The following is a 26,418-nucleotide window of genomic DNA, read 5'->3' on the forward strand; positions in this document are numbered from 1 at the left end:
GCGCTAGGCGCGGGGCCTTATGACGACCTCCCCCGACACCATCCGTAACTTCTCGATCATCGCGCATATCGATCATGGCAAGTCGACGCTCGCCGACCGGTTGATCCAGCGCACCGGCGGCCTCTCCGACCGCGAGATGTCGAGCCAGGTGCTCGACAATATGGAGATCGAGAAGGAGCGGGGGATCACCATCAAGGCGCAGACCGTGCGCCTGTCCTATCCCGCCAAGGACGGCGTCACCTACACGCTCAACCTGATGGACACGCCCGGCCACGTCGACTTCGCCTATGAGGTGAGCCGCAGCCTCGCCGCCTGCGAGGGCGCGCTGCTGGTCGTCGACGCCGCGCAGGGCGTCGAGGCGCAGACGCTCGCCAACGTCTATCAGTCGATCGAGCACGACCACGAGATCGTGCCGGTGATCAACAAGATCGATCTGCCCGCCGCCGAGCCCGAACAGGTCCGCAAGGAGATCGAGGACGTGATCGGCATCGACGCGTCGCAGGCGGTGCTCGCCAGCGCCAAGTCGGGGATCGGCATCGACGAGATCCTCGAGGCGATCGTCACCCGCATTCCACCGCCCAAGGGCGATGCCGACGCGCCGCTGAAGGCGATGCTGGTCGACAGCTGGTATGATCCGTATCTCGGCGTCGTCATCCTCGTCCGGGTGATGCAGGGCGTGCTGCGCAAGGGGCAGCAGGTCAGCTTCATGCAGGCGGGCACGACGCATCTGGTCGATCGCGTCGGCTGCTTCCGGCCGAAGATCGAGCAGCTCACCGACCTCGGCCCGGGCGAGATCGGCTTCATCACCGCGCAGATCAAGGACGTCGCCCAGGCGCGCGTCGGCGACACGCTGACCGACAGCAAGCGCCCCGCCGCCGAGGCGCTGCCGGGCTTCAAGGAGGTCCAGCCGGTCGTCTTCTGCGGCCTGTTCCCGGTCGACGCCAACGACTTCGAGAAATTGCGCGAGAGCATCTCCAAGCTGCGGCTCAATGACGCGTCGTTCAGCTTCGAGATGGAGACCAGCGCCGCGCTCGGCTTCGGCTTCCGCTGCGGCTTCCTCGGCCTGCTGCATCTGGAGATCATCCAGGAGCGGCTGACGCGCGAATATGACCTCGACCTGATCACCACCGCGCCGTCGGTGGTCTATCAGATCGAGCTGACCCATCCCGATCCGGCCGGCATCACGCAGATCGACCTGCACAATCCCGCCGACATGCCCGACGTCAACAAGATCAAGACGATCAGCGAACCGTGGATCAATGCGACGATCTACGTGCCCGACGAATATCTCGGATCGATCCTCAAGCTGTGCCAGGACCGCCGTGGCATCCAGAAGAATCTGACCTATGTCGGCGGCCGCGCGCAGGCTACCTACGAACTGCCGCTCAACGAAGTGGTGTTCGATTTCTACGATCGGCTGAAATCGCTGTCGAAGGGCTATGCCAGCTTCGACTATACGCAGATCGGCTATCGTGAGGGCGACCTCGTCAAGATGAGCATCCTCGTCAACGAGGAGCCGGTCGACGCCTTGTCGATGATCGTCCACCGCGGCACGGCCGAGGTGCGCGGCCGCGGCATGGTCGAGCGGCTGAAGGAGCTGATCCCGCGGCATCTGTTCAAGATCCCGATCCAGGCGGCGATCGGCGGCAAGGTGATCGCCCGCGAGACGATCAGCGCGATGCGCAAGGACGTCACCGCCAAATGCTATGGCGGCGACGCGACCCGCAAGCGCAAGCTGCTCGAGAAGCAGAAGAAGGGCAAAGCCAAGATGCGCGAATACGGCAGCGTCAGCATCCCGCAGGAAGCCTTTATCGCTGCGCTGCGCATGGGTGACGAAGGATAGGGGCAGGCGGCCCAGGCTCTGGCGATCCGAAGACGCTTTGACCATGAGACCGGCGACCGGCCGGTACAGGTCGTCGGCGGCCCGTGCAGATTGGCGACGGCGGATTAGAAACTCAAAATGTGATACGCCAGACCCGGTACGGCGTGTCGACCATGGGCGAAATGCGCTAACCCAATTCCGCCGGAGCGGCGGGTGCGGGGACCGCGGGTCGCGTGGCGGTAAACGCCACGCGTCACGTCAAATGGATATCACCGCCACCGATCACATATAGCTGGCAGGGTTGGGGCTCGGCATCTTGCACGCGCGCGACTTGCCGCGCTTGCATGCCGCGACCTGATCGCGCCAATCGGCCATCGCCATCGCATAGGCGCGCTCGCGATCGGCTTGCAGCGCGGTGTCGGCCGCGATCGTCTGCCGACGGGCGCGCATCGCCGCGCGATACCGCCGCACGTCGCGCTGATAGCGCGCCTCATTGGCGGCGTTCACCGCGGTGACCGCCCCCGTATCGAACCGCGCGACCGCATCGACATGCTGGTTGGCCGCGGCGGTTTCCGGCGCGGTCTGCGCCGCGACGGCATCGTCGCGCTGCTGCTCGGCGGTGGAGGGCGCGGATGTCGTCGTCTGCGCGGCGACGGGAAGGGCGGCGATCAGCGCGACGCCGATCAGGACGGAACGAACCATGGCGAATACTCCTCGCAAGATGCCCGCGATAATGGGCGGCGGGGAGGTTGGTTCCCGTAACGGGGGCGGTACGATCGTGGGGAGATCGGCTAAGCGACCCGCTGGGCTCGGGTCACGGCATGATGACAACGACCCCCCGATCCACCGAAGCACCGTCGATCCGTCGCCGAAAACATTCGTCTCTAGCGGTTTATCTCGAACCCGGTTGTTAACCTGCTGCCAACACACGCTTGATGGCTTCCCGTATCTCTTGCTCGATGCTTTCCCGCTCACTCTTTGGCAGAGCGGCGAACTGCTCTTTGGTGAAATGGTGGCGGGCGAGAATGTTATCCCTGATCCGGTCGAAAGGCGTCTTCTTCGCTTCCTTGAGAAAGGCGGCTGCCCAATCATCCGCGCGAGAGAATGCATTGGCCACCGCAAGCGGAGCGATAGCCGCCCGGATGCCAATGGTTTGAACAACATTTGGCGTAGTGCCGCCAATATGCAGAGGATAGGACATCGCAGCCTTCTCGACCTAGAACGTCTTTGCTACGTCTGATTATAGACAGAGCGTCGGCAGAACCGTTCAGCCTAGAAGCGTCGCAGGCGATGTCACCGCGTCAACCGCACCAACGCCGTGTCCAGCGCCTGCAGGAACCGGCTGCGGTCGGCGGCGGCGAAGGGCTTGGGCCCGCCGACCTGGTCGCCGCCGGCGCGCAGGTCGGCCATGATCGCGCGGGTGGCGATCGCGCTGCCGATCGAGGCGGTGGTGAATGGCTTGCCGGTCGGCGCCAGCACCGTCGCACCCGCTTTCAGGCAGCGGTCGGCGAGCAGGATGTCGGCGGTGATCACCACCGCCTGCGCATCCGCCGCCGCGGCGATCCAGTCGTCGGCGGCGTCGAAGCCGTCGCCAACCACGATGCGGGTGATCAGCGGATGCGCGGGAATGCGCAAATGGCTGTTGCTGACGATCGTCACCGGCACCGCGCGGCGCCAGGCGACCTTGTAGACCTCGTCCTTGACCGGACAGGCGTCCGCATCGACCAATATGCGCACGCCCGTCATCGCCGCTTAGCCGCGCGGGCCCTTGCGGTACGGCTTGGCCTGATGCCGCGCGGGCGCGCCGCCGGGGGCGGTGCGGCTGCGCGGGGCACCCGTTCCGCTGCGCGGCGCGCGCTCCGCCCGGTCGGCGCGGTCGCGGCCGCCCGCCTCACGCGGATTGCCGGTGAACGGGACGATCTGCAGGCTGCCCTCGTCGCTTTCCGGATTGGCGGTACGCTGCACGCTGGCGAGCACACGGTCGGCGACGGTGCGCGGCACCTCGAAGATCGTGTCGTTCGGGTTGATGCGGATCGCGCCGATCTCCGCCTTGGTGATATGGCCGCGGCGGCAGATCAGCGGCAGCAGCCAGCGCGGGTCGGCATTCTGGCGACGGCCGATGTCCATGCGGAACCAGACGGTATCCTCGAAGCCGGGGCGGTGGCCCTGCGTCCGGTCGGACTGCTGCGGCGCGGCGCTGTCGAGCAGATCCTCCGCCTGCGGCATGGCGGCGCGATGCGCGTGGACCAGCGCGGCGGCGATATCCTCCGGGCTCTTCTCGGCGATCAGGCGCGCGGCGAGCGCGCGATCCTCCTCGTCGAACTCGATCGGCGCGAGCAGCGTGGTGATCAGCCGCTCGCGATCCTGCGCGCGGATATCGTCCGCGGACGGCGCCTTGATCCAGTCGCAGGCGATCTTCGCCTGCTTGAGCATCATGTCGACGCGGCGGCGGCGCGGATAGGGCACGATCAGCACCGCCGTGCCCTTCTTGCCGGCGCGGCCGGTGCGGCCCGAGCGATGCTGGAGCGTCTCGGCATCGCGCGGCAGCTCGACGTGGACGACGAGGCTGAGGCTCGGCAGGTCGATGCCGCGCGCGGCGACGTCGGTGGCGACGCAGACGCGGGCGCGCCGGTCGCGCAGCGCCTGCAACGCCTGGTTGCGCTCGTTCTGGCTGTGCTCGCCGGACAGCGCGACCGCCGCGAAGCCGCGCTCGACCAGACTGGCGTGGAGGTGGCGGACGTTGTCGCGCGTCGCGCAGAACAGCATTGCCGTCTCCGCCTCGTGGAAGCGCAGCAGGTTGATGACGGCATGTTCGATGTCGGCGGGCGCGACGGTCACCGCCTGATAGGCGATGTCGCCATGGCCGCGATCCTCGCCGACCGTCGAGATGCGCAGCGCATCGCGCTGGTAGCGCTTGGCGAGCGCGACGATCGGGCGCGGCATCGTCGCCGAGAACATCAGCGTTCGGCGCTCGTCGGGCGAGGAGTCGAGAATCTGTTCGAGATCCTCGCGGAAGCCCATGTCGAGCATCTCGTCCGCCTCGTCGAGCACCGCGACGCGCAGGCTGGCAAGGTCGAGCGCGCCGCGCTCGAGATGGTCGCGCAGCCGGCCGGGCGTGCCGACGACGATATGCGCGCCGTGGCTCAGCGAGCGGCGCTCCTTGCTCGCGTCCATGCCGCCGACGCAGGTGGCGATGCGGGCATGCGCCTCCTTGTACAGCCACATCAGCTCGCGGCTGACCTGGAGCGCGAGTTCGCGCGTCGGCGCGATGATGAGTGCGAGCGGCTTGCCCGGCGGCGGCAGCGTGCCGTCCGCCATCAGCTCGCCGGCCATGGCGAGGCCGAAGGCGACCGTCTTGCCCGAACCCGTCTGGGCGGAGACGACGAGATCGCGGCCGGCGGCCTCGGGTTCGATCACCGCGGCCTGGACGGCGGTGGGCGCTTCATAGCCGCGCGCGACGAGCGCCTGGCCGAGCAGGGGGGGAAGGGAGGAAAAGGGCATTGGGGCAACCTAACGGAAAGCGGCGCCCCGACGGCTTGGCACGAGGCCAGAACCGGGGCGCGGCAGAGGACAGTACAATCGCGATGTTGAAATCGCGGGCCAATCGCGGGCGGCAATACGGACGCAATGTGGCGCTTGTAACGCGCGCATCATGGCCGTTTCCGTGACCCCAGAGACCCTGCACCGCCTAATCCGCGAAGCCGAGGCCGAGCGAGGCCGCACCGCATCCCCTACTCTGAATCGGTGCTTCGCGCAACTCGCTGCCGCCTATCGGCTCGAATTGCAGCGTCTTGTCCCCGATCGGCCATGACGGATAACATTTATCGGTCCGAAGCGGGATCAACTCGCACCGCGTCTCGTTGAGCGGCAACGCGTAGGCCTCGGGTGGCTGGACGCGGTGGAGACCGCCGATGGCCAGCCTAGCCCCTTCCGCCGCCACCGGCGGCCGCAACGCCAGACCGGCCGACGCCGGGCGGGCGCTCGATGCGCTCAACTTCTTCCTGGCTGATGTGCGCGATGGGCTCGGGCCGTATCTCGCCATCTATCTGCTCGCGGTGCGCGGGCCGGCGCATGGCTGGAACGAGGCGACGGTGGGCGTCGTCCTGACCGTCGCGGGGATCGTCGGGCTGGTGTCGCAGACGCCCGCCGGCGGCCTGATCGACCGCAGCCGCAACAAGCCGCGCATCGTCATCCTGGCGGCGCTGCTGGTGACGCTGAGCAGCATCTCGCTGCCGTTCGTCCATGGCTTCGCGATGGTCGCGACGACGCAGTCCGTCGCCGCCGTCGCGGGCGCGGTGTTCGCACCGGCGATCAGCGCGATCACGCTGGGGCTGGTCGGCCCGAAGCTGTTCTCCAAGCGGGTCGGGCGCAACGAGGCGTTCAACCATGCCGGCAACGCCGTCTCGGCGGCACTCGCCGGGGCGCTGGCATGGAAGTTCGGGCCGGTCGTGGTCTTCTGGCTGATGGGCGGGCTGACCGTCGCGAGCATCTTCGCGGCACTGCGCATCCGCAACGACGATATCGACAATGCCGTCGCCCGCGGACTCGACTGTGAGCCGGACGAGGGCTGCGAGCAGCCCGGCGGCTGGAAGGTGCTGGTCGAAAACAAGCCGCTGCTGCTGTTCGCGGTGATCGCCTTCCTCTTCCACCTCGCCAATGCCGCGATGCTGACCTCGGTGAGCCAGTTGCTCGCCAAGACGGTCGGCAAGGATTCGGCGACCTCGCTGACCGCGGCCTGTATCGTCGCGGCGCAGCTGGTGATGGTGCCGGTGGCGGTGCTGGTCGGCCGGAACGTCGATCAATGGGGCCGCAAGCCGCTGTTCCTGGTGGCGTTCGCCGTGCTCGCGGCGCGAGGGGCATTGTACACCCTGTCCGACGATCCGTGGTGGCTGGTCGGCGTGCAGGCGCTCGACGGCGTCGGCGCCGGCATCTTCGGCGCGCTGTTCCCGGTGGTGATCGCCGACCTGACCAAGGGCACCGGCCGGTTCAACGTCAGCCAGGGTGCGGTCGCCACCGCACAGGGCCTCGGCGCGGCGCTGAGCGCGACGCTGGCGGGGACGATCATCGTCGGCGGCGGCTATGCGGCGAGCTTCCTGACGCTCGCCGCGGTCGCCGGCGTCGGCCTCGCACTCTACGCGCTGGCGATGCCAGAGACGAAGCCGGCGTGAGGGCGGGCAGGGCGGCGGCGCCACCATCATCCTCCATTCCTCATCCCTCCGCATGCGGGGATCCATGCCCGCGGTCCTTTCGAACCTCGGGCAGGCCGACGCGTCTGGATCAGCGCCTGCGCGGGGATGACGAGCGGGGCAAGGCGTCTTTCTATGATGGCAGGATAAAGCCCGCCACCGCTTCCATTCTTCGGCTTAGACACCGCCGACCGGCAGGAACCGACATGATGACCACCCTCGACCCAAGACCCGTCGCGCGATGATCGCCACCGCCGCGATCTGCGCCGCCGCCACCGCCGGGGTGATCGTCCGCCCGTTCCGCTGGCCCGAGGCGGTCTGGGCGGTCGGCGGGGCGCTGCTACTGCTCGCCTTCGGGCTGATCGCGCCGGCCAATGCCTGGGCGGCGGTGCTCAAGGGCAGCGACGTCTATCTGTTCCTGATCGGCATGATGCTGCTGTCCGAGGCGGCGCGGACGCACGGCGTGTTCGACTGGGTCGCGCATCGCGCCGCGGCGGGGGCGAAGGGATCGGCGGTGCAGCTGTTCACGCTCGTCTTCCTCGTCGGCGTCGCGGTCACCACCTTCCTCTCCAACGATGCCACCGCGGTGGTGCTCACCCCCGCGGTCTATGCGGTGGCGCAGCGCGCCAAGGTCAAGCCGTTGCCGCTGCTGTTCGCCTGCGCGCTCGTCGCCAATGCCGCGAGCTTCGTGCTGCCGATCTCCAATCCCGCCAACCTCGTGCTCTACGCCAGCGACCTGCCGCGGCTCGGCGCCTGGCTCGCCGCCTTCGCACTGCCGTCGCTGCTCGCGATCGGCGCGACCTATGCGGGGCTGCGCTGGCTGTTCCGCAGCGATCTGTCGGGCAGTGCCGAACAGGGCGAGAGCGTCGCGCTGGAGGGCAATGGCCGCGTCGCGCTCGCCGGCATCGGCGCGACGGCGGTGCTGCTGACCGTCGCCTCGGCGCTCGGATGGGATCTCGGCTGGCCGACCTTCGGCGCCGGCGTCGCCACCGCGCTCGCCGTGCAGCTGCGCGCCCGGCAGTCGCCGCTGCCGCTGGTCAAGGGCGTGTCGTGGCTGGTGCTGCTGCTCGTCGCCGGGCTGTTCGTGATGGTCGAGGCGCTCGCCGAGACCGGGCTGATCGGCTGGCTCGCCGGGCAGCTCTCCGCGGCGGCGGCGCAGGACCCGCGCCTCGCCGCGGCGGGGGCGGGCGGGTTGCTCGCGGTCGGCGCCAATCTCGTCAACAACCTCCCCGCCGGCCTGATCGCCGCGCAGACGATCGCGGCGGCGCACCCGCCGGCGCTGATCGTCGATGCGTTGCTGATCGGCGTCGACCTCGGTCCCAATCTGTCGATCACCGGCTCGCTCGCGACGATCCTCTGGCTGATCGCGATCCGGCGCGAGGGCGAGGACGTCACCTTCGGGCAATTCCTGCGCGTCGGCGTGCTCACCACCGTGCCGGCGCTGATCCTCGCCATCGGGGTGCGCGTGCTGATCGGGTGAGGGGGCGGCGCCGGCACGCGGAGCGAACTTGCCCCGCCACGATCGCGCGCCTATCTCCGCCCCATGGCCACGTCACCCGACATCCTGCTCACCCCTGCCGCGGCGCGACGCGTCGCGACGATCGCCGGCAAGCAGAACAAGCCGGCGATCCTTCGCCTGTCGGTCGACGGCGGCGGCTGTTCGGGCTTCCAGTACAAGTTCGGCTTCGCCGACGCGCCCGACGGCGACGACGTGATCGCCGAGACGGACGGCGTGCGGCTGGTCGTCGACAGCGTCAGCATCGACCTCGTCCGCGGCTGCCAGGTCGATTACGTCGAATCGCTCGGCGGTGCGGCGTTCCGCGTCGACAACCCCAACGCCGCCTCGGGCTGCGGTTGCGGCTCCAGCTTTGCGATCTGACGGTTGAAGCTCGTCACCTACAACGTCAACGGGATCAAGGCGCGCCTGCCCCGGTTGCTCGAATATCTCACCGAACAGCAGCCCGACGTCGTCTGCCTGCAGGAGATCAAGAGCAGCGACGATAGCTTCCCGCATGCCGATATCGAGGCGCTGGGCTATGGTGCGGTCTGGCATGGCCAGAAGGGGTTCAACGGCGTCGCGGTGCTCGCGCGCGGCCAGGTGCCGGTCGAACGCCAGCGCGGTCTCGCGGGCGAGGCGGAGGACGAGCACAGCCGCTATCTCGAATGCGAGGTCGACGGGCTGGTCGTCGCCTCCATCTACCTGCCCAACGGCAATCCGCAGCCCGGCCCCAAGTTCGACTATAAGCTGCGCTGGATGGAGCGGCTGGCGACGCATGCCCGCACGCTGCTCGACGCCGAGGTGCCGACGGTGCTGATGGGCGATTATAACGTCATCCCCAACGACGACGACACCTTCTCGGTGCGCGCGATGACGAGCGACGCGCTGATGCAGCCCGAAAGCCGCGCCGCCTATCGGCGGCTGCTCGCGCAGGGGTGGACCGATGCGCTGCGCACCCGCCACCCGACCGGCGGCGTCTGGACCTTCTGGGACTATCAGGCCGGGGCGTGGCAGCGCGACGCGGGGTTCCGCATCGATCACCTGCTGCTCAGCCCGCAGGCGGCCGACCGTTTGGTCGATGCCGGCGTCGACAAGGAGTATCGCGGCCGCGACAAGGCCAGCGATCACGCACCGACCTGGGTGCGGCTGACGTGAGGCGGATCGCCGCGGCGGGGGGCGTCGCGCTGACGGTGGTCGCCACCCCCGCGCTGGCGCAGCGCAGCTATTGCCCCGAACGGCCGGGGCTGGATACGCCGGCCTGTATCATCGATCGCGGCAAGGTGTCGGTCGAGACCGGCGTGGTCGACTGGACGCTCGATCGCCAGCCCGACAGCCGCACCGATACGGTGCTGATCGCGGATACGCTGGTCCGCGTCGGCGTCACCGACCGGATCGAGGCGCGGATCGGCTGGACCCCCTTCGGTCACGAACGTCAGCGCGATCGCCAGACCGGTCAGATCGATCGCTTCGCCGAGAGCGGTGACGTCTCGCTCGGGTTCAAGGCCGGACTGCTCCATCCCGACGGCAAGGGGCTGGCGGTGGCGGTGCTGCCGTTCGTCACGCTGCCGGTCGGCGGCAGCACGATCGGGTCGCGCGTCGCCGGCGGCGGCGTGCTGCTGCCGGTGACCTATCGGCTCAATGATACCGTCCAGCTCGACGCGACGCCGGAGATCGACGCCCAGCCCGACGAGGAGCGCGCCGGCCGCCATCTGCGCTACAGCAGCGCCGGCGGCACGACGATCAAGCTCAACAAGACGGTGGCGCTGTCCCTCGAGGCGCAGGTGATCCGCGACGAGGATCCGGACGATAGCGCGACGCAATGGCTGAGCGCCGCGTCGCTCACCTGGCGACCCAAGAAGGACTGGCAATTCGACGTCCAGTCGACCTTCGGCCTCAACCGCGCCGCGCCGGACATGGAGCTGGCGGCGGGTATTTCGCGGCGGTTCTGATACCGTCAGCCCCTCCGCCAAAGGGGAGGGGCTAGTACAGCGCGGCCGCCACCGCCTATACCTCGCGCCTTCACGGGAGGGAGGGACCCAATGAGCCTGTTGCGTCGCAAGACGATCCAGCCACAGCCGCCCGGCCAGCAGCTCGCGCGGACGCTCGGCTGGCCGCATCTCGTCGCGCTGGGCGTCGGCGCGATCGTCGGCACCGGCATCCTGACGCTGATCGGCGTCGGCGCCGACCGTGCCGGCCCGGCGGTGATCGTCGCGTTCGTCGTCGCCGGCGCGATCTGCGCCTGTGCCGCGCTCTGCTATGCCGAGATGGCGACGCTGATCCCCGCCTCGGGCTCGGCCTATACCTACAGCTATGCGACGCTGGGCGAGGTGTTCGCCTGGGTGGTCGGCTGGAGCCTGATCCTCGAATATTCGCTCGTCGTCTCGACCGTCGCGGTCGGCTGGTCCGGCTATGCCGTCGGCTTCCTCAAGGGGCTCGGCGTCACCATACCCGCGGTGCTCGCCAATGGTCCGGGACTGGGCGGTGTCGTCAACCTGCCGGCAGTGGCGATCATCGCGCTGGTCGCCGGGCTGCTGATGCTCGGCACGCGCGAGAGTGCCCGGATCAACACCGTGCTGGTGCTGCTCAAGATCGTCACGCTCGCGCTGTTCGTCGGGGTGGCGCTGCCGCATTTCGATGCGGCCAACCTCCACCCCTTCGCGCCTTATGGCTATGGCAGTCCGACCGGCGCGGGCGGCGTCAAATATGGCGTGATGGGCGCGGCGGCGATCATCTTCTTTGCCTTCTACGGCTTCGATGCGATCTCGACCGCCGCCGAAGAGGCGAAGAACCCCGAGCGCGATCTCGCCATCGGCATCGTCGGATCGATGCTCGCCTGCACCGTCATCTATATGGTCGTCGCCGCCACCGCGGTCGGCGCGCTCAGCTACGCGCGCTTCGGCAGCAGTCCGGAGCCGCTCGCGCTGATCCTGCGCGAGCTCGGCCAGCCCAAGGTCGCGACGGTGGTCGCCGCCGCCGCCGCGGTGGCGCTGCCGACGGTGTTGCTCGCCTTCCTCTACGGGCAGAGCCGCATCTTCCTCGTCATGGCGCGGGACGGCTTCCTGCCGCCGGCGCTCGCCACGGTGAACAGGCGCGGCACGCCGGCGCGGATCACGGCGATGACCGCGGTGTTCGTCGCGATCATCGCCGGACTGGCGCCGCTCGACGTCATCGCCAGCCTCGCCAATGCCGGCACGCTCTGCGCCTTCGTCGCGGTGGCGGCCTGCGTGCTGGTCTCGCGGCGTCGCGATCCGGAGGTGCGGCGGCCGTTCCGTACGCCTGCGGCCTCTATCGTCGCGCCGCTCGCGATCCTCGGTTGCCTGTATCTGTTCACCAGCCTGCAGATCCGCACGCAGCTCGCCTTCCTCGGCTGGAACGGTTTTGGCCTGCTCGTCTACCTGCTCTACGCGCGCCGGCGGGCGGAGATCGCGGCATGAGCACGGGCTGGCATATCGGCATCATCGGCGGTTCGGGCCTCTACGATGTCGAGGGCGTCGAGGACGGCCGCTGGGTCGAGGTGACGACGCCCTGGGGGGCGCCGTCGGATGCGATTTTCAGCGGCCGGGTCGGTCCTGTCGCGGTGTCGTTCCTGCCCCGGCACGGGCGCGGCCATCGCATCAGCCCCGATGCGATCAACGCCCGCGCCAATATCGACGCGCTGAAGCGGATCGGCGTCACCGATGTGCTCGCGGTCTCGTCGGTCGGCTCGCTGGTCGAGGCGCGGCCGCCGGGCAGCTTCACGATCGTCGACCAGTTCATCGATCGCACCCGCGGCCGCGCGGCGAGCTTCTTCGGCAGCGGCTGCGTCGCGCACGTCTCGATGGCCGACCCGGTGTGCCCGCGGCTCAGCGCCTTCGCCGCCGATGCGGCGGGGGCGGGGACGGTGCGTGGCGGCACCTATCTGGCGATGGAGGGGCCGCAATTCTCGACGCGCGCGGAGAGTCACCTCTACCGGCAATGGGGCTGTCATGTCATCGGCATGACCGCGATGCCCGAGGCGAAGCTCGCCCGTGAGGCGGAGCTGCCCTATGCCCTGGTCGGCATGGTCACCGATTACGACTGCTGGCGGGCCGATACCGAGGCGGTCGACGTCGCGCAGGTGATCGCGCAGCTCGGCGCCAATGCCGCCCGCGCCCGCTCCATGGTGATCGACCTGCTGCGCGCCTTGCCCGCGCAACGGCCGCCGTCGCCGATCGACACCTGCCTCGACCAGGCGATCATCACCGCCAAGAGCGCGCGCGATCCGGTGCTGGTCGAGAAGCTCGACGCGGTGGCGTGGCGCGCGCTGGGGCTGCGCTAGCGCTCTAGCGATCGGGGCCGATGCTGAAGCCGTGGCGATAGTTCATCGTCACGGCGATCCGGCTGATCCCGCTGCCGACCGGCACCGCGACCTGCGCGAAGGCCGGCTTGAGCCGCAGCAGCGACAGCGCCGGGTCGCGCGAGAAGGCGCCGCCGTCGCCGCCATCGGACTTGCCGTTGCCGTTGGCGTCGTGACGCACGGCGATGCCATAGGTCCCCGGCCGCGGCACCGGCACGCACAGCTCGACGCTGCGCCGCGAGTCGCTCGGGACCTCGACCCGCGCCAGCCAGCGGCCTTTCTGGAGGAAGCCGGGTTCGTCATACAATTGCACGCGCAGATCGCCGCCGCCGGTCCGCAGCCCCCGCACCGTGACGATCAGCCGGTGCGGCGTCGCCGCGGTACAGCCGGCGGTGACATGCTGCGCCGACGCCGACGCCGGCACCACGAGGGCCGTCAACAGGAGCGGGTATAGGCGGGTCATGCGGCGGTAAGTCTCCGTAAAACGGTGATTATACCGCTGGATGTGGCGAGGGTGTGGCGCGCGCGGGAAGGCTGCCCCGGCCCGAATGCAAGCGGGGGCGACACCTCGCGGTGCCGCCCCCGTCGCATCCGTCGCTACGTCGCGGAATTACGCCGCGAGGTTGCGCAGCACGTACTGGAGGATGCCGCCGTTGAGAAAATATTCCAGCTCGTTGACGGTATCGATCCGGCAGCGCGTCGCGAACGTCTCGACCGTCCCGTCGGCGCGGGTCAGCGTCACATCCACCGTCTGGCGCGGGCGCAGGTTGGCGACGCCGGTGATGGTGAACGTCTCCGACCCGTCGAGGCCCAGCGTCTGCCGCGTCACGCCCTCGGCGAACTGCAGCGGCAGCACGCCCATGCCGACGAGGTTCGAGCGGTGGATACGCTCGAAGCTCTCGGTGATGACCGCGCGCACGCCGAGCAGGTTGGTGCCCTTCGCCGCCCAGTCACGGCTGGAACCGGTGCCATATTCCTTGCCGGCGACGATGACGAGCGGCGTGCCCTTCTCCTTGTGGCGCATCGCCGCGTCGAAGATCGGCATCACCTCGCCGTCGAACTTGGTCATGCCGCCTTCGATGCCCGGCACCATCTCGTTCTTGATGCGGATGTTGGCGAAGGTGCCGCGGACCATGACATGGTCGTTGCCGCGACGCGCGCCATAGCTGTTGAAATCGGCGCGGCTGACCTGCCGCTCCATCAGCCACTTGCCCGCCGGGCTGTCCGCCTTAATCGATCCCGCCGGCGAGATGTGGTCGGTGGTGATCGAATCGCCGAGGATGGCGAGCGGCTTCGCCTCGATGATGTCGGTGACGGGCTTCGGCGTCATCTCCATGCCCTCGAAATAGGGCGGGTTGGCGACATAGGTCGAGCCCGACGGCCAGGCGTAGGTGTCCGACTGGGTCACCTCGATCGCCCGCCACTTGGCGTCGCCGGCATAGACGTTGCCGTAGCGGTTGCGGAACATCGTATCATCGATGTTCGCCGCCATCACGTCGGCGACCTCCTGGTTGGTCGGCCACACGTCCTTGAGGAAGACGTCCTGTCCGTCCTTGCCCTGGCCGAGCGGCGTCTCGGTCATGTCGAGCGTCACCGTGCCCTTGAGCGCGTAGGCGACGACGAGCGGCGGCGAGGCGAGGAAGTTGGCGCGCACGTCGGGCGAGACGCGGCCCTCGAAATTGCGGTTGCCCGACAGCACCGAGGCGGCGACGATGTCATTGCCGTTGATCGCCCTCGAGATCGGCTCGGCGAGCGGACCCGAATTGCCGATGCAGGTGGTGCAGCCATAGCCGACGAGGTTGAAGCCGATCGCGTCGAGATCCTGGCTCAGCCCCGCCTTGTTGAGATAGTCGGTGACGACCTGCGAACCGGGGGCGAGCGACGTCTTGACCCACGGCTTGGGCTTGAGACCGAGCGCGTTCGCCTTGCGCGCGACGAGGCCGGCGGCGACCAGCACCGACGGGTTCGACGTGTTGGTGCAGCTGGTGATCGCCGCGATCACAACGTCGCCGTCGCCGATGTCATGGCCGCGATCGGCGACCTCGACGCGCTGCGGGCGCTCCTTGTGGTAAATCTTGAACAGATCGCCGTTGAACACCTCGTCGACCTTGCCGAGGCTGACGCGGTCCTGCGGACGCTTGGGGCCGGCGAGGCTGGCGGTGACGGTGCCCATGTCGAGTTCGAGCGTGTCGGTGAACACCGGCTCGGGCGCATCGTCGTGGCGCCAGAAGCCGTTCGCCTTGGCATAGGCCTCGACCAGCGCGATATTCTCCTCGGACCGCGCGGTCAGGCGCATATAGTCCATCGTCTTGTCGTCGATCGGGAAGAAGCCGCAGGTCGCGCCGTACTCGGGAGCCATGTTGGCGATCGTCGCGCGGTCGGCGAGCGTCATCGACGACAGGCCCGGACCGTAGAACTCCACGAAGCGGCCGACGACGCCCTTGGCACGCAGCATCTGCGTGACGGTGAGCACGAGGTCGGTGGCGGTGATCCCCTCGCGCAATGCGCCGGTCAGCTTGAAGCCGACGACTTCGGGGATCAGCATGCTGACCGGCTGGCCGAGCATCGCCGCTTCCGCCTCGATGCCGCCGACGCCCCAGCCGAGCACGCCGAGGCCGTTGATCATCGTCGTGTGGCTGTCGGTGCCGACCAACGTGTCGGGATAGGCGATCGGCGTACCGTCGCCATGGTCGCCGACGCTCGGCGACGACCAGACCGCCTGGCCGATATATTCCAGATTGACCTGGTGGCAGATGCCGGTGCCCGGCGGCACGACCTTGAAATTGTCGAGCGCGGCCGATCCCCATTTGAGGAACTCGTAGCGCTCGCCGTTGCGCTGATATTCGAGGTCGACGTTATCCTCGAACGCCTTGGGCGTGCCGAACTCGTCGACCATCACCGAATGGTCGATGACGAGGTGGACGGGCACCTGCGGATTGATCTTGGCGGCGTCGCCGCCGAGCTTGGTGATCGCGTCGCGCATCGCGGCAAGATCGACGACGCAGGGCACGCCGGTGAAATCCTGCATCAGCACGCGCGCCGGGCGATACTGGATCTCGCGATCCGAGCGGCGCTCCTGCTGCCAGTCGATGATCGCCTGCACGTCGGTCTCGGTGACGGTCTTGCCGTCCTCGAAGCGGAGCATGTTCTCGAGCAGCACCTTCATCGAGAAGGGCAGGCGGCTGATGTCGCCGAACTTCGCCGCCGCCTTTTCGAGGCTGAAATAGGCATAGCTCTTGTCGCCGACGGTGAGCGTGGAGCGGGTGTTGAGGCTGTCCTGGCCGATGGCGGTCATTATGATCCCTTCTGGTAGGCCCAGGGCGCTCGGGGAGGCGGCGTGGAGCCGCGCGGGCGCGCGAGAGCGCTTCTAGCGAAAGCTTATGGTGGGGCGGCCTTAGCAAGGGTGACCCGGCGGGGGAAGCCTATGCTGCACGTGCGTTGCCGCCGGCGGCGATCAGGTCGCGGCCGGCAGGATCGCCTCGCCCGTCGCCAGCGTCTTGCCGCGCGTGATGATCACGCGATCGCCGACTTTCGCCTCCCGGAACAGCAATTTGGCAAAGGCGGTCGGCACGCCGATGCAGCCGTGGGTGGCATAGCCCCAGGCGACTTCCGTGCCGTGCACCGCGACGCCGTCGTTGGTCAGCCGCATCGTATAGGGCATCGGCGCGCCGTACAGGCTGGAGACGTGGTGCGCGTCCTTCATCAGGATCGGAAAGGTGCCGAGCGGAGTCGGCTTGTCGTCGGCGCCATAGAGGATCGCGGTCGCGCCGATCTCATAGCCGTCGCGGAACACCGACAAGGTCTGCGCGGCGAGATCGACGGTGACGATCAGCGGCCCGGCAGGGACGCCCTTGTCGTCCCAGGCATAGTCGCCGAACTTGATCGGCCCGATCGCGAGTACGCGCTTGACCGCGAGCGGATTGGCTGTCGGCGTAGGGGCGGGCGCGGGGCGGACGGCGACGGGGGTCAGGGCAGGGGCGCGGGTCGCGCTCACCGGCGACACCTTCGCCGTCATCGGCCGCAGCGACGGTGCCGCGGCAACCGCCACCGCGCCGATCGCCGCGACGGCGAGGATGAGCTTGGCCACCAAGGGCCGTCGTGCCGGCATGATCCGCTCCCGCTGCTCTTGGCCGCATGCCCCGGCGGCGGGCATTTGGCTAGGTCCCGCAAGGGCTTGTGCCGCGACGGGACGAAGCGCGACGGCGTCAACCTTGGGGCTGGACCGACGCCGCATCAGGCCGGAAGCCCGGCACAGGCAACCCGATGGCCCCGGTGCCGGTTACCCTGCCGAGATGGCCAAGCTCAAAGTCTTCCGCACCCCGATCGGGTTCCACGACGCCTATGTCGCGGCCACCAGCCGCAAGGCGGCGTTGAAGGCCTGGGGCAGCGAGCGCGATCTGTTCGCGCGCGGTTCGGCCGAGGAGGTCATCGATCCGTCGCTCACCGCCGAACCGCTCGCCCAGCCCGGCGTGGTGATCAGACGCTCGCGCGGCAGCGCCGCCGAACAGATCGCCGCGCTTCCCGAGACCCCTGCGAGGCCGCCCCGTCGCGCGACACCAGAGCCGGCCCCCGCCACGCCGTCCGCCAAGCCGAAGCCACGGGCGATCCCGCCGAAGCCGGACCGGGCCGCGCTCGACGCCGCCGAACAGGCGCTCGCCGAGGCGACCGACCGTCAGCGCGGCGAGGCGCGGGCGCTGCGGGCCGAGGAGGCGACGCTCGCCAAACGCCGCCGGGCGATGGAGCGGGAGCATGAGGACGAGCAGCAGGCGCTCGCCGCCGCAAAGGAGGGGGCGGCCGATGCTTATGACCGCGCGATGCGGCTGTGGCGGGCCGCGTCGCGCTGACGCTCGCTGCGGCCGAGGCGTTGCGCCTGCGGAACATTGCATCGCGCCATGGGGTTGGATCGGCCAGAAAGGATCAGCCATGTCCCATATCCCCAGTTCCGCGATGAAACATGCCGGCCCAGTGCATCACGACGAGGCCGCGCCGCCCAAGCCGGCGCCCAAGCCCAAGCCGCCGCGTCCGCAGCCGGGTGGCCTCGGCACCGCGGCTTGGCTGGCGATCGGCGGAACGATCCTGGTCGGCGCCGCCGCGGCGATCGCGGTGCCGTTGCTGCGCGCCGAGGCGACCCCCGTCGCCACCCGTCGCGGCAAGAAGGCGAACAAGCCTGGACGCAAGAAGGCCAAGCCGGCGCACGAGTGACGGCCGCCCCGCCGCGGGGCGATTCGCTCCGCGGCACCCTATTAAATTACCCCCCACACCCAATGCGTTGAGCGGACGTGACCGTCCGGCCACCGTGGCGCACGAAATCGCCGCGGCCGCCAAGCAAGCGCTTGCGTCGCCGCGCGTCCCGCGAGACAGGGGAGTGTGACTGACGCTATTCCGTTCCACCGCCTGACGCGCCGCCACCGCGAATGCCTTCGCGGCGTGCGTGAACTCAAGGGGTCGAAGGAGATCGCCGAGGAACTCGGCATCGAAAAGAGCACCGTCGACAAATATCTGACCGAGGCGGTCAAGGTGCTCGGCGCGCGCAATCGCCGCGACGCCGCGCTCCAGCTCGCCGCGCATGAAGACGCCTCCGACACGCCCGCCGACGCCCCCGATAAAATGGGGGGGCATTCTGCACGGCTAGCCGATCCCCCCGCCGATCCGCCAATGCCGGTGACGCCGGACGACAGGATCGTCAGGGCACCGGGGGGTTCCGGGGAGCGATTGCCAGCGCAGCGCTTCCCGGGACTATCGATGCCCATCCGGCGGAAGGGACAGCGGGGCAATGATCTGACGATCGGCGGCCGGTTGATCTGGATACCCGCCATCGCCATCAGCATCGCCATCGGGTTCGGCATGTTGATGACCGGGCTCCAGGTCCTCACCGGCCTGATCGCGGCGATCACGCAGCGCCTGTCCTGACCTACAGCAGGCGCCCCGACCGGGGTGCGCAGGGGGAAGGGTGGTCATGTCGCAGAACAATCCCGTCTATGCCAATGCCGAACTCGCCGCCGATGCGGTCGCCGCCTTGTTGTGGCGGCTCGAAACGCAGCTCGACGAGGCCTTCGCCACCGGCGGCGAACTGCTCGCCGCCTTGCCCCGCGCCCGCAGCGCCGCCAGACTGCCGGCGATCGCCGGGCAGCAGGCGTTCGAGGTATTCGGCCAGGCGATCCTCGCCATCGGCGCAGCGCGCGGCCATACGGTCGCCGGCCATCGCGTCATCGAGAAACTTGGTCGCCAGATCGGGTATGAGACCAGTTTCGGCGATGAACAGCCGAAGCCGGATGTCATCCCGTCGGGCGTCGATGCCAGTCATCTGCGCGTCGCCGCCTGAGTGTCATGGCTTGGCCACCAGATCGCTCCTTTGGCCGGCCAAGTCATGACACATATCCTCGTCTTCAATCTGATCCTGTTCGGTGCGTGCCTCTATGCCCTGGCGGCGGGGGGCGCGCCCGAACGCTGGACCGCGGCGGTCTTCCTGGGGGGCGCGACGATGACCTTCCTGCTGCCTTTCCAGCCCAACGTCAGCTATCACACCGTGCATCTGCGCATCCTGGCGATCGACTGTCTCGTCCTGCTCGCGCTGGTCGGCATCGCGCTGCGCGCCGACCGCTTCTGGCCGCTCTACGTCAGCGCGCTGCACCTGCTCACCATCGCGATCCACGGCGTCAAGGCGCTCGATCCCACGCTCGTGCCGTGGATGTATGCCGGCGCGAGCGCCAAGATCGCCTATCCGATGCTGGTGCTGCTCGCGCTCGGCGTGATCCGCCACCGCCACCGTCTGGCGCTGTTCGGCAGCGATCGCGACTGGTCGCCGGTGCGGCCTGCGGACGCTGAGTCGCAATGACGCCGGATATCCGTCTGTGGCGCTGGCCCGAACGCGACCGCGAAAGCCATGAACGGCTCGCCGCTGCGATTTCGCGCCTGCGCGCGCTGGTCGCGCTGGGGCGCGGCGAGATCGTCGCCACCGCCCTCACCGGACCGGAGGAGCCCGACGACGCCGAACGTGCCCGCGCGCTGCTTGCCCAGCGTCGCAGCCGCAATGCGGCGGCCGGCTCGCTCGCCGAACTGTTCGGCGAGCCGGGATGGGACCTGCTGCTGATCCTGTTCATCGCCTATGAGGAAGGGCGGGTGATCGACGGCCGTACCCTGCTGGCCGAGGCGGGGGTGCGCCACACCGTCGGCCGGCGCTGGCTGCTCGCGCTCGCCGCGCGCGACGTGATCCGCTGCGACCCGCATGCGCCCGAAGCCTGCCCGGTCGCGCTCACCGACGAAGGGGTGATGCTGACCCTGCGCTGCATCGCCGCGGCCTAGCCTGGGGCGGCGCGCTATGCCCGCTCCTATCCCTCGCCGAGCAGCCGGTCGGCCTCTTCGCGCATCATCTCGACGCCCTGGCAGACGTGCAGCCCGGCGACGGTCAGGCCGAGATCGTCGGACAGGCGGATGAGCTCCTCGCCGAGGCCGATCGCGCGTTGCAGCAGTTCCGCGCGGATCCGGGGCGGGATGGGGTCTTGATTCGTCGACATACGCCTTGCCTTCTGCCGACGCGCGGATACGCCAACACGGGTCGCGGCGCCGGAGCCAAGCTCCCTATCACACGTTCACAGACTGGTAACTGAACGGACGACCGATCCGTCGTCCCAAGATGAGAGGATTGCGACTGATGGCCGAGGATAATGCAGGCGCGGGCGCCGCGCAGGGTGCCGATGCGATGCGTGATGCCGCCGAAACCGCACGCGCCGGCTTCGCCGAACATGTCATCGATCCCGCCCGTCGCGCCGGCGAGGCGATGCGCGCCTCGGGCCAGAAGGCCGCCGACAATGGCGCGGCGATCGGCCTCAAGATCATCGAACAGGCCGAGCAGAATTCGCGCGAGGCGTTCGACGCGATGCGTGAAGCCGCCAAGGCCAAGGACCTCAGCGAGGTGATGCGCATCCAGGGCGAATATCTGCGCGAACAGGGCCAGCGATCGATGAACCAGGCGCGTGAGATGGGCGAGTTGATCATGCAGTTCGGCCGCGAGGCGGTCGCACCGCTGCGCGGGGGCAAGCCCGACCAAGGCTGAGTTTCGCGTTATTCCCGGGGGGCAAGCTTCGCACGGCTTCGCCTCCTCGGGTGAATGTCTGCTCCGGCCCCGCCGGGCGGGCCGGGGTATCGGCCACCTGTCGGCAAAAGCGGAAGGCCGCCCTCCGCGGCGATATCAGGCCGTCGGCACCGCCCGCGCCAGGATCAGCAGGTCATGGGCGACGCCATCGCGACCTTTGACATGATCCGTGAGCAGCGCCTCGCGTCGGAACGCCAGCCCCTCGAACAGCGCGATCGAGGCGGTCTGGTCGGGCGTCATCGTCGCGCTCAGCTTGGCGAGGCCGTGCGCATGGGCGATCGCGAGCAGCGCCTCGAGCAGGTCGCCGCCGAGCCCCGCGCCGCGGCGGTCGGGGGCGACGAGCAGCCGGATCTCGCCGACATGGCCGCTCCACCCGAGCGGATCGCGCACCAGCGCGCCGGTCGCGACGATCCGCCCGTCGTCCTCCGCGACGAGGCTGTCGATCCAGCCTTCGCCCACCGCCTGCTGCCATGCCTCGATGACGCGCTCGTGGCGCAGGTCGCGGCCAAGGAAGAGCAGATCATGTTCGGGCAGCGTCGCGGCGAAGGCGAGCATCGCCGCATCGTCGGTCGGGCGGAAGCGGCGGATCGTATGGCTCATCGGGAACGCTCCGGCTGGATCAGGCCGCGTCTATATGCCTGATACAGCCGGATTGTCGAAAGGCGATTGCACCGTCGGCGAGGGATCAGTCGGGTCGCGGCACACCGGTCGGAGTCACCGGCACCGGGCCGCTCGCCCGCGCGTCCAGTGTCGAATCGCCGCCGAGCACGCGGTACAGCGTCACCCGGTTGCTCGCGCCGGTCAGCGTCGTCGTGATCAGCGTGCGCTGCGCGGTGTAGAGCGAGCGCTGCGCGTCGAGGCTCGACAGGAAGGTGTCGATGCCGCCCTGATAGCGCGCGTTGACCAGTTGCAGCGTATCCGCCGCGGCGACCTGGAAATTGGTCTGCGCGCGCAACTGGTCGGCGATCGTGCCCTGCCGCGCGAGCGCGTCGGCCGTCTCCTGGAAGGCGGTCTGGATCGTCTTTTCGTAGGTGGCGAGCGCCGCGTCGCGCTGCGCCTGCGTATAGCGGACGTTGGCGCGGCCCGCGCCCGCCTGGAAGATCGGGTAGCTGATAGACGGCGCCGCCGAATAGCTGAACGCCCCGCCGGCGAAGAGCGTGCGCAGCGCGGTGCTCGCGAACCCGACCAGCCCGGTCAGCGAGATACGCGGGAACAGCTCCGCCCGCGCCGCGCCGATCTCGGCATTATAGGCGCGCAGCGTATATTCCGCCTGCACGACATCGGGTCGACGCAGCAAGACGCCGCTGTCCAGCCCCGCCGGCAATGTCGCGATCGTCGCCTGCGCCTGATCGATCGATGCCGGCAGCAGCGCGGGGTCGATCGGCGCGCCGACGAGCAGTTGCAGTGCGTTGACGTCCTGCGCCACCAACGTCCGCTGCTCGGCGAGATCGGCGTTGGCGGTTTCGAGGATCTGTTCGGCCTGACGCACGTCGGTGCGGGCGCTGATCCCGCCCTCCAGCCGGGCGCGGGTGAGGCGGACGCTGGTCTGCGCGCTGGTCGCGGTATCCTGCGCCACCTTGAGCAGGCTGCGATCGGCGGCATAGGTCAGCCAGGCGTCGGCGATGTCCCCGACCAGCGTCAGCCGTGTCGCCCGCGCCGCGGCCTCGGTGGCGAAATAGCGATCGAGCGCGGCGCGCGACAGCGAACGGACGCGGCCGAACAGATCGAGCTCGAAGGCCGTGACGCCGAGCTGCGCGGAAAAGGCGCTGTTGCTCGAACTGGTCGTCGTCACCGTTCCGGTCGATCCCGTCCCGGTGCCGACCCCCGTGCCGGTTCCGGTCCCGGTGCCCGTATTGCCGGTGCTCGTGCCCGTGCCCGTGTTGGTGCTGCCGCTGCTCGCGGTATTGCGCACGCCATTGCCGCCGCCCGACAGCGAATAGCGCCCGGTCGCATCGACCGCGGGGAACAGGTCCGCGCGCTGGATGCGATATTGCGCGCGCGCCGCAGTGATGTTGGCGGCGGCGACCCGCAGGTCGCGATTGTTGACCAGCGCCTGATCGATCAGGGTCTGAAGCCGCGGATCCTTGAAGATGTCGCGATAGGTGAAGGCGGGAAGCGCCGCTTCGCTCTGCTTCAGGTAGACGTCGCCGACCGGCCAGGAGGTCGGCACCGGCATCTCCGGCCGGACGTATTTGGGCTCCATCGAACAGCCCGCGAGTGCGGTCGCGGCGAGCGCCGCGGCGAGGATCGGGCGGCTCATCGGGCAGGCTCCGGCTCGGCGGGCGGCATCGGCGGGGCAGGCGGTTCCTTGTCGACCTTGCCGCCCTGATGCCCGGTCGGACGACCACGCATCTTGGCGAGCCCGTCGCGCACGCCGCGGCGGACCAGCACGAAGAACAGCGGAATGTAGAAGATCGCGAGGAAGGTCGCCGAGAGCATCCCGCCGATCACCGCGGTACCGATCGCGATGCGGCTGTTCGCGCCCGCCCCGGTCGAGATCGCCAGCGGCAGCACGCCGAAGATGAAGGCGAAGCTGGTCATCAGGATCGGCCGCAGGCGGATCTTCGCGGCTTCCAGCGCCGCGTCGAACACGCGCGCACCCTTGCGTTCGGCCTGTTCGGCGAACTCGATCATCAGGATCGCATTCTTGGCGGCGAGACCCATCGTCGTCAGCAGTCCGATCTGGAGATAGACGTCGTTGGTCAGCCCGCGCAGCGTGACGAAGGCGATCGCGCCGATCAGCCCGAGCGGGATGACGAGCAGCACCGCGAACGGGATCGACCAGCTCTCATACAAGGCCGCGAGGCAGAGGAAGACGACGAGGATCGACAGACCGTAGAGCAGCGGCGCCTGCCCCGACGACAGCCGTTCCTGATAGGACAGGCCGGCCCAGCTCACCGAGGTGCCGGGGATCTTCGCGGCCAGCTCCGCCATCCGCGCCATCGCGTCGCCCGAGCTTTTGCCCGGCGCCGCCGAACCCTGATATTCGAACGACGAAATGCCGTTGAAGCGGGAAAGCGTCGTCGGCGCGGTCGCCCAGCCGGTGCGCGAGAAGGAGGAGAATGGCACCATCTGGCCGTTCGAACCGCGGACGAACCAGTCCTTCAGATCCTCGGGCTCGGCGCGATACTGTGCGTCGCCCTGGACGTAGACGCGCTTGACGCGGCCGCGGTCGATGAAGTCGTTGACATAGGTACCGCCCCAGGCGGTGGTCAGCGTCGCATTGGCGTTGCTCTGGGTCAGGCCGAGCGCCGACAATTTCTGCTGGTCCATGTCGACGCGCAGCGTCGCGATGTCGGGCAATTCGGTGAGACGGACCGAGGCGAGCACCGGATCGGCATTGGCCATGGCGAGCAGTTTGTCGCGCGCGTCGTTGAACTGCTGCTGCGACAGGCCGCCGGTGTTCTGCAACTCCATCGTGAAGCCGTCCGACTGGCCGAGCCCGCGCACCGCCGGCGGCACCAGCGCGAACACCTGCGCATCGCGCAGCCCGCGGAAGGCGGCGGAGGCGCGGCCGGTGATCGCGTCGGCGGTGTTCTCCTTGCCCTTGCGTTCCGACCAGTCGACGAAGTTGAGGAAGCCCTGGCCGGTATTCTGCCCGGCCGAACCCGAACCGCCGCCGGCGACGGTGAACAGCACGGAGCTGTTCTTGCCCTCGTTCTGGACGAAGTAATTCTCGACCTGCTTCTGCACCTGGAGCGTCCGCGCCTGTGTCGCGCCGGCCGGCAGGCGGAACTGGACGATCGCCGACCCCTGGTCCTCGGTCGGCAGGAAGCCGGTCGGCAGCCGCAGGAAGAGGATCGCCAACAGCGCGACGACGCCGACATAGATCAGCAGGAACAGCCACTTGCGATCGACCACCGCGCGCACCGCATTGGTGTAGCGCTCGACGCCGCGATCGAAATTGGTGTTGAACCAGTGGGAGGCCTTGGTCCCCCAGCCGGCGACGCGCGGAAACCGCCGCTTGAAGCCCTGTGCCTCGTCGGCCTCCTGCGCCTTCTGCTTGAGCAGCGAGGCGGTGAGCGCCGGGCTGAGGATCAGCGCGACGAGCACCGACAGCACCATCGCCGCGACGATGGTCAGCGAGAATTGCCGGTAGATCACCCCGGTCGAGCCGCCGAAGAAGGCCATCGGCAGGAACACCGCCGACAGCACCAGCGCGATGGCGATCAGCGCGACGGTGATCTCGTTCATCGACTCGATCGTCGCTTCGCGCGGACTCATCTCCGGATTCTCTTCCATCAACCGCTCGACGTTCTCGACGACGACGATCGCGTCGTCGACGAGCAGGCCGATGGCGAGGACGAGGCCGAACAGGGTCAGCGTGTTGATCGAGAAACCGGCGAATTTGAACACCGCGAAGGTGCCGAGCAGCACCACCGGCACGGCGATCGTCGGGATCAGCGTCGCGCGCCAGCTCTGCAGGAAGACGAACATGACGATGACGACGAGGATCACCGCCTCGATCAGCGTCTTGACCACCTCTTCGATCGACAGCTGGATGAACGCGGTGGTGTCGTTGGCATAAGCGACCTTGAGGCCGGGCGGGAAGGTCTTGGCGACGCGCGCCACCTCCGCCTTGACCAGTTCGGCGGTCGCCAGCGCGTCGGCGCCGGGGGCGAGCAGCACGGCGATACCCGCGCCGGGATGGCGGTTGATCCGGCTGACCGAGGCATAGCTTTCCGCGCCGAGCTCGATCCGCGCGACGTCGGACAGGCGCACGGTGGCGCCGGTCGGCAGCGTCTTGACGATGATCTGGCGGAATTGCTCGGGCGTCTGGAGCCGCGACTGGGCGGTGACGGTGGCGTTGAGCATCTGCTCGCTGCTCGACGGCAGGCCGCCGATCTCGCCGGCGGCGACCTCGGTATTCTGGTTCTGGATCGCGGTGGTGACGTCGCTCGGGATCAGCGAATAGCTCGCCAGCCGCGCCGGATCGAGCCAGATGCGCATCGCATATTGCGAGCCGAAGACGTTGACGTCGCCGACGCCCTGCACGCGCCCGAGCGGGTCCTGCAGATTGGAGACGAGATAGTCTGACACGTCCATGTTGGTGCGCTGGTCGGTCTCGTCATAGACGCCGACGATCAGCAGATTGTCCGGGTTGGACTTGCGGACGACGAGACCCTGTTGCTGCACCTGCTGCGGCAGGCGCGCGACGCCCTGCTGCACCTGGTTCTGCACCTGGACCTGCGCGATGTCGGGATCGGTGCCCTTTTCGAAGGTCGCGGTGATCGTCACCTGGCCGCGGCTCGACGAGGAGGAGCTGAAATAAAGCAGGCCGTCGATGCCGGTCAGCTGCTGTTCAATGACCTGCGTCACCGAATTCTGCAGCGTCTGCGCGTTCGCGCCGGGGAAGGTCGCGCGGATCGAGACTTGCGGCGGCGCGACGTCGGGATATTGCGCGATCGGCAGGCTGAGGATCGAGCCGACGCCGGCGAGCATGACGATGATCGCCAGCACCCAGGCGAAGATCGGGCGATCGATGAAGATGCGACTGATCACGGG

26 protein-coding genes are annotated in these 26,418 nt (G+C 68.7%); 15 read left to right on the plus strand and 11 right to left on the minus strand.

From position 1 onward, the window contains the following. Window positions 1-19 precede the first annotated feature (19 nt). Window positions 20-1,843: a translation elongation factor 4 gene (gene lepA, locus BW41_RS00785; protein ID WP_037530336.1), complete on the plus strand. Its 1,824-nt coding sequence runs from the start codon at window positions 20-22 to the stop codon at window positions 1,841-1,843. A 261-nt stretch (window positions 1,844-2,104) separates the two neighbouring features. Here lepA and BW41_RS00790 read toward each other — a convergent pair whose 3' ends face one another. The 4 genes from BW41_RS00790 to BW41_RS00805 form a co-directional block, all read right to left on the minus strand. Beyond that, window positions 2,105-2,524 carry a hypothetical protein gene (locus tag BW41_RS00790; protein ID WP_037530338.1) on the minus strand — a complete coding sequence of 140 codons (420 nt, stop codon included), beginning with the start codon at window positions 2,522-2,524 and terminating at the stop codon, window positions 2,105-2,107. A 208-nt stretch (window positions 2,525-2,732) separates the two neighbouring features. After that, complete coding sequence (locus BW41_RS00795; RefSeq protein WP_037530340.1) at window positions 2,733-3,023, minus strand: hypothetical protein; 291 nt, start codon at window positions 3,021-3,023, stop codon at window positions 2,733-2,735. Between the two features lie 92 nt (window positions 3,024-3,115). Next, on the minus strand, window positions 3,116-3,568 hold the full coding sequence (locus BW41_RS00800; RefSeq protein WP_037530342.1) for a YaiI/YqxD family protein: 453 nt from the start codon (window positions 3,566-3,568) through the stop codon (window positions 3,116-3,118). 6 nt (window positions 3,569-3,574) lie between these two features. After that, entirely contained in the window at window positions 3,575-5,323 is a 1,749-nt protein-coding gene (locus tag BW41_RS00805) for a DEAD/DEAH box helicase (protein ID WP_037530344.1), read from the minus strand. 410 nt (window positions 5,324-5,733) lie between these two features. On the opposite strand from BW41_RS00805, the gene BW41_RS00810 reads away from it, so the two are divergent. The 7 genes from BW41_RS00810 (at window position 5,734) to mtnP (ending at window position 12,803) form a co-directional block, all read left to right on the plus strand. Beyond that, on the plus strand, window positions 5,734-6,990 hold the full coding sequence (locus BW41_RS00810; protein WP_037530345.1) for an MFS transporter: 1,257 nt from the start codon (window positions 5,734-5,736) through the stop codon (window positions 6,988-6,990). A gap of 259 nt (window positions 6,991-7,249) precedes the next feature. Continuing rightward, window positions 7,250-8,488, plus strand: coding sequence for an arsenic transporter (locus BW41_RS00815; RefSeq protein ID WP_037530347.1), 1,239 nt, complete (start codon window positions 7,250-7,252; stop codon window positions 8,486-8,488). 63 nt (window positions 8,489-8,551) lie between these two features. Further along, the gene (gene erpA, locus BW41_RS00820; RefSeq protein ID WP_037530349.1) at window positions 8,552-8,887 is read left to right on the plus strand and encodes an iron-sulfur cluster insertion protein ErpA; all 336 of its coding nucleotides are present in this window, start codon (window positions 8,552-8,554) and stop codon (window positions 8,885-8,887) included. Window positions 8,888-8,890: 3 nt separating this feature from the next. After that, entirely contained in the window at window positions 8,891-9,661 is a 771-nt protein-coding gene (gene xth / locus BW41_RS00825; RefSeq protein WP_037530352.1) for an exodeoxyribonuclease III, read from the plus strand. Continuing rightward, window positions 9,658-10,455, plus strand: a complete 798-nt coding sequence (locus BW41_RS00830) for a transporter (RefSeq protein WP_037530355.1) — start codon at window positions 9,658-9,660, stop codon at window positions 10,453-10,455. Before xth ends, BW41_RS00830 begins: the two co-directional genes overlap by 4 nt. A gap of 90 nt (window positions 10,456-10,545) precedes the next feature. Continuing rightward, the gene (locus tag BW41_RS00835; RefSeq protein ID WP_037530357.1) at window positions 10,546-11,940 is read left to right on the plus strand and encodes an amino acid permease; all 1,395 of its coding nucleotides are present in this window, start codon (window positions 10,546-10,548) and stop codon (window positions 11,938-11,940) included. Next, on the plus strand, window positions 11,937-12,803 hold the full coding sequence (mtnP, locus tag BW41_RS00840) for an S-methyl-5'-thioadenosine phosphorylase (protein WP_037530358.1): 867 nt from the start codon (window positions 11,937-11,939) through the stop codon (window positions 12,801-12,803). Before BW41_RS00835 ends, mtnP begins: the two co-directional genes overlap by 4 nt. 4 nt (window positions 12,804-12,807) lie before the next feature. Here the strand turns inward: mtnP and BW41_RS00845 are convergent, their stop codons facing one another. The 3 genes from BW41_RS00845 to BW41_RS00855 form a co-directional block, all read right to left on the minus strand. Further along, a complete protein-coding gene (locus BW41_RS00845; RefSeq protein ID WP_161773106.1) occupies window positions 12,808-13,260 on the minus strand; it encodes a DUF2141 domain-containing protein in 453 nt (150 codons plus the stop codon). Between the two features lie 171 nt (window positions 13,261-13,431). Beyond that, on the minus strand, window positions 13,432-16,116 hold the full coding sequence (gene acnA / locus BW41_RS00850; protein WP_037530364.1) for an aconitate hydratase AcnA: 2,685 nt from the start codon (window positions 16,114-16,116) through the stop codon (window positions 13,432-13,434). A 159-nt stretch (window positions 16,117-16,275) separates the two neighbouring features. Then, window positions 16,276-16,908, minus strand: a complete 633-nt coding sequence (locus tag BW41_RS00855; RefSeq protein WP_235199446.1) for a L,D-transpeptidase family protein — start codon at window positions 16,906-16,908, stop codon at window positions 16,276-16,278. Between the two features lie 205 nt (window positions 16,909-17,113). Here BW41_RS00855 and BW41_RS00860 point away from each other — a divergent pair, with 205 nt between their 5' ends. From BW41_RS00860 to BW41_RS00885, 6 genes are all read left to right on the plus strand, one after another. After that, window positions 17,114-17,665, plus strand: coding sequence for a hypothetical protein (locus BW41_RS00860; protein WP_037530366.1), 552 nt, complete (start codon window positions 17,114-17,116; stop codon window positions 17,663-17,665). Window positions 17,666-17,744: 79 nt separating this feature from the next. Continuing rightward, window positions 17,745-18,023 carry a hypothetical protein gene (locus tag BW41_RS00865; RefSeq protein WP_235199447.1) on the plus strand — a complete coding sequence of 93 codons (279 nt, stop codon included), beginning with the start codon at window positions 17,745-17,747 and terminating at the stop codon, window positions 18,021-18,023. 165 nt (window positions 18,024-18,188) lie between these two features. Further along, window positions 18,189-18,731 (plus strand): helix-turn-helix domain-containing protein, encoded by a 543-nt coding sequence (locus tag BW41_RS00870; protein WP_081792818.1) that lies wholly within the window; start codon window positions 18,189-18,191, stop codon window positions 18,729-18,731. Window positions 18,732-18,777: 46 nt separating this feature from the next. Further along, a complete protein-coding gene (locus tag BW41_RS00875; RefSeq protein ID WP_037530368.1) occupies window positions 18,778-19,143 on the plus strand; it encodes a hypothetical protein in 366 nt (121 codons plus the stop codon). A 45-nt stretch (window positions 19,144-19,188) separates the two neighbouring features. Then, window positions 19,189-19,656 (plus strand): hypothetical protein, encoded by a 468-nt coding sequence (locus BW41_RS00880; protein WP_037530370.1) that lies wholly within the window; start codon window positions 19,189-19,191, stop codon window positions 19,654-19,656. Then, window positions 19,653-20,123, plus strand: a complete 471-nt coding sequence (locus BW41_RS00885; protein WP_235199448.1) for a hypothetical protein — start codon at window positions 19,653-19,655, stop codon at window positions 20,121-20,123. The genes BW41_RS00880 and BW41_RS00885 overlap by 4 nt, the downstream gene beginning before the upstream one ends. A gap of 26 nt (window positions 20,124-20,149) precedes the next feature. Here BW41_RS00885 and BW41_RS00890 read toward each other — a convergent pair whose 3' ends face one another. After that, window positions 20,150-20,335 carry a hypothetical protein gene (locus BW41_RS00890; protein WP_037530372.1) on the minus strand — a complete coding sequence of 62 codons (186 nt, stop codon included), beginning with the start codon at window positions 20,333-20,335 and terminating at the stop codon, window positions 20,150-20,152. Window positions 20,336-20,472: 137 nt separating this feature from the next. On the opposite strand from BW41_RS00890, the gene BW41_RS00895 reads away from it, so the two are divergent. Further along, entirely contained in the window at window positions 20,473-20,874 is a 402-nt protein-coding gene (locus tag BW41_RS00895) for a phasin family protein (protein WP_051583150.1), read from the plus strand. A 135-nt stretch (window positions 20,875-21,009) separates the two neighbouring features. Here the strand turns inward: BW41_RS00895 and BW41_RS00900 are convergent, their stop codons facing one another. The 3 genes from BW41_RS00900 to BW41_RS00910 all read right to left on the minus strand — a co-directional run bounded on the left by BW41_RS00900 (window position 21,010) and on the right by BW41_RS00910 (window position 26,415). Next, entirely contained in the window at window positions 21,010-21,513 is a 504-nt protein-coding gene (locus tag BW41_RS00900; protein ID WP_037530377.1) for a GNAT family N-acetyltransferase, read from the minus strand. Window positions 21,514-21,598: 85 nt separating this feature from the next. Next, complete coding sequence (locus BW41_RS00905; RefSeq protein ID WP_037530380.1) at window positions 21,599-23,173, minus strand: efflux transporter outer membrane subunit; 1,575 nt, start codon at window positions 23,171-23,173, stop codon at window positions 21,599-21,601. Beyond that, on the minus strand, window positions 23,170-26,415 hold the full coding sequence (locus BW41_RS00910) for an efflux RND transporter permease subunit (protein WP_037530382.1): 3,246 nt from the start codon (window positions 26,413-26,415) through the stop codon (window positions 23,170-23,172). Before BW41_RS00910 ends, BW41_RS00905 begins: the two co-directional genes overlap by 4 nt. Between the last annotated feature and the right edge of the window lie 3 nt (window positions 26,416-26,418).

Origin of the sequence: Sphingomonas sp. RIT328 (assembly GCF_000632225.1) — a bacterium.
Taxonomy (GTDB): Bacteria; Pseudomonadota; Alphaproteobacteria; order Sphingomonadales; family Sphingomonadaceae; genus Sphingomonas; species Sphingomonas kyungheensis.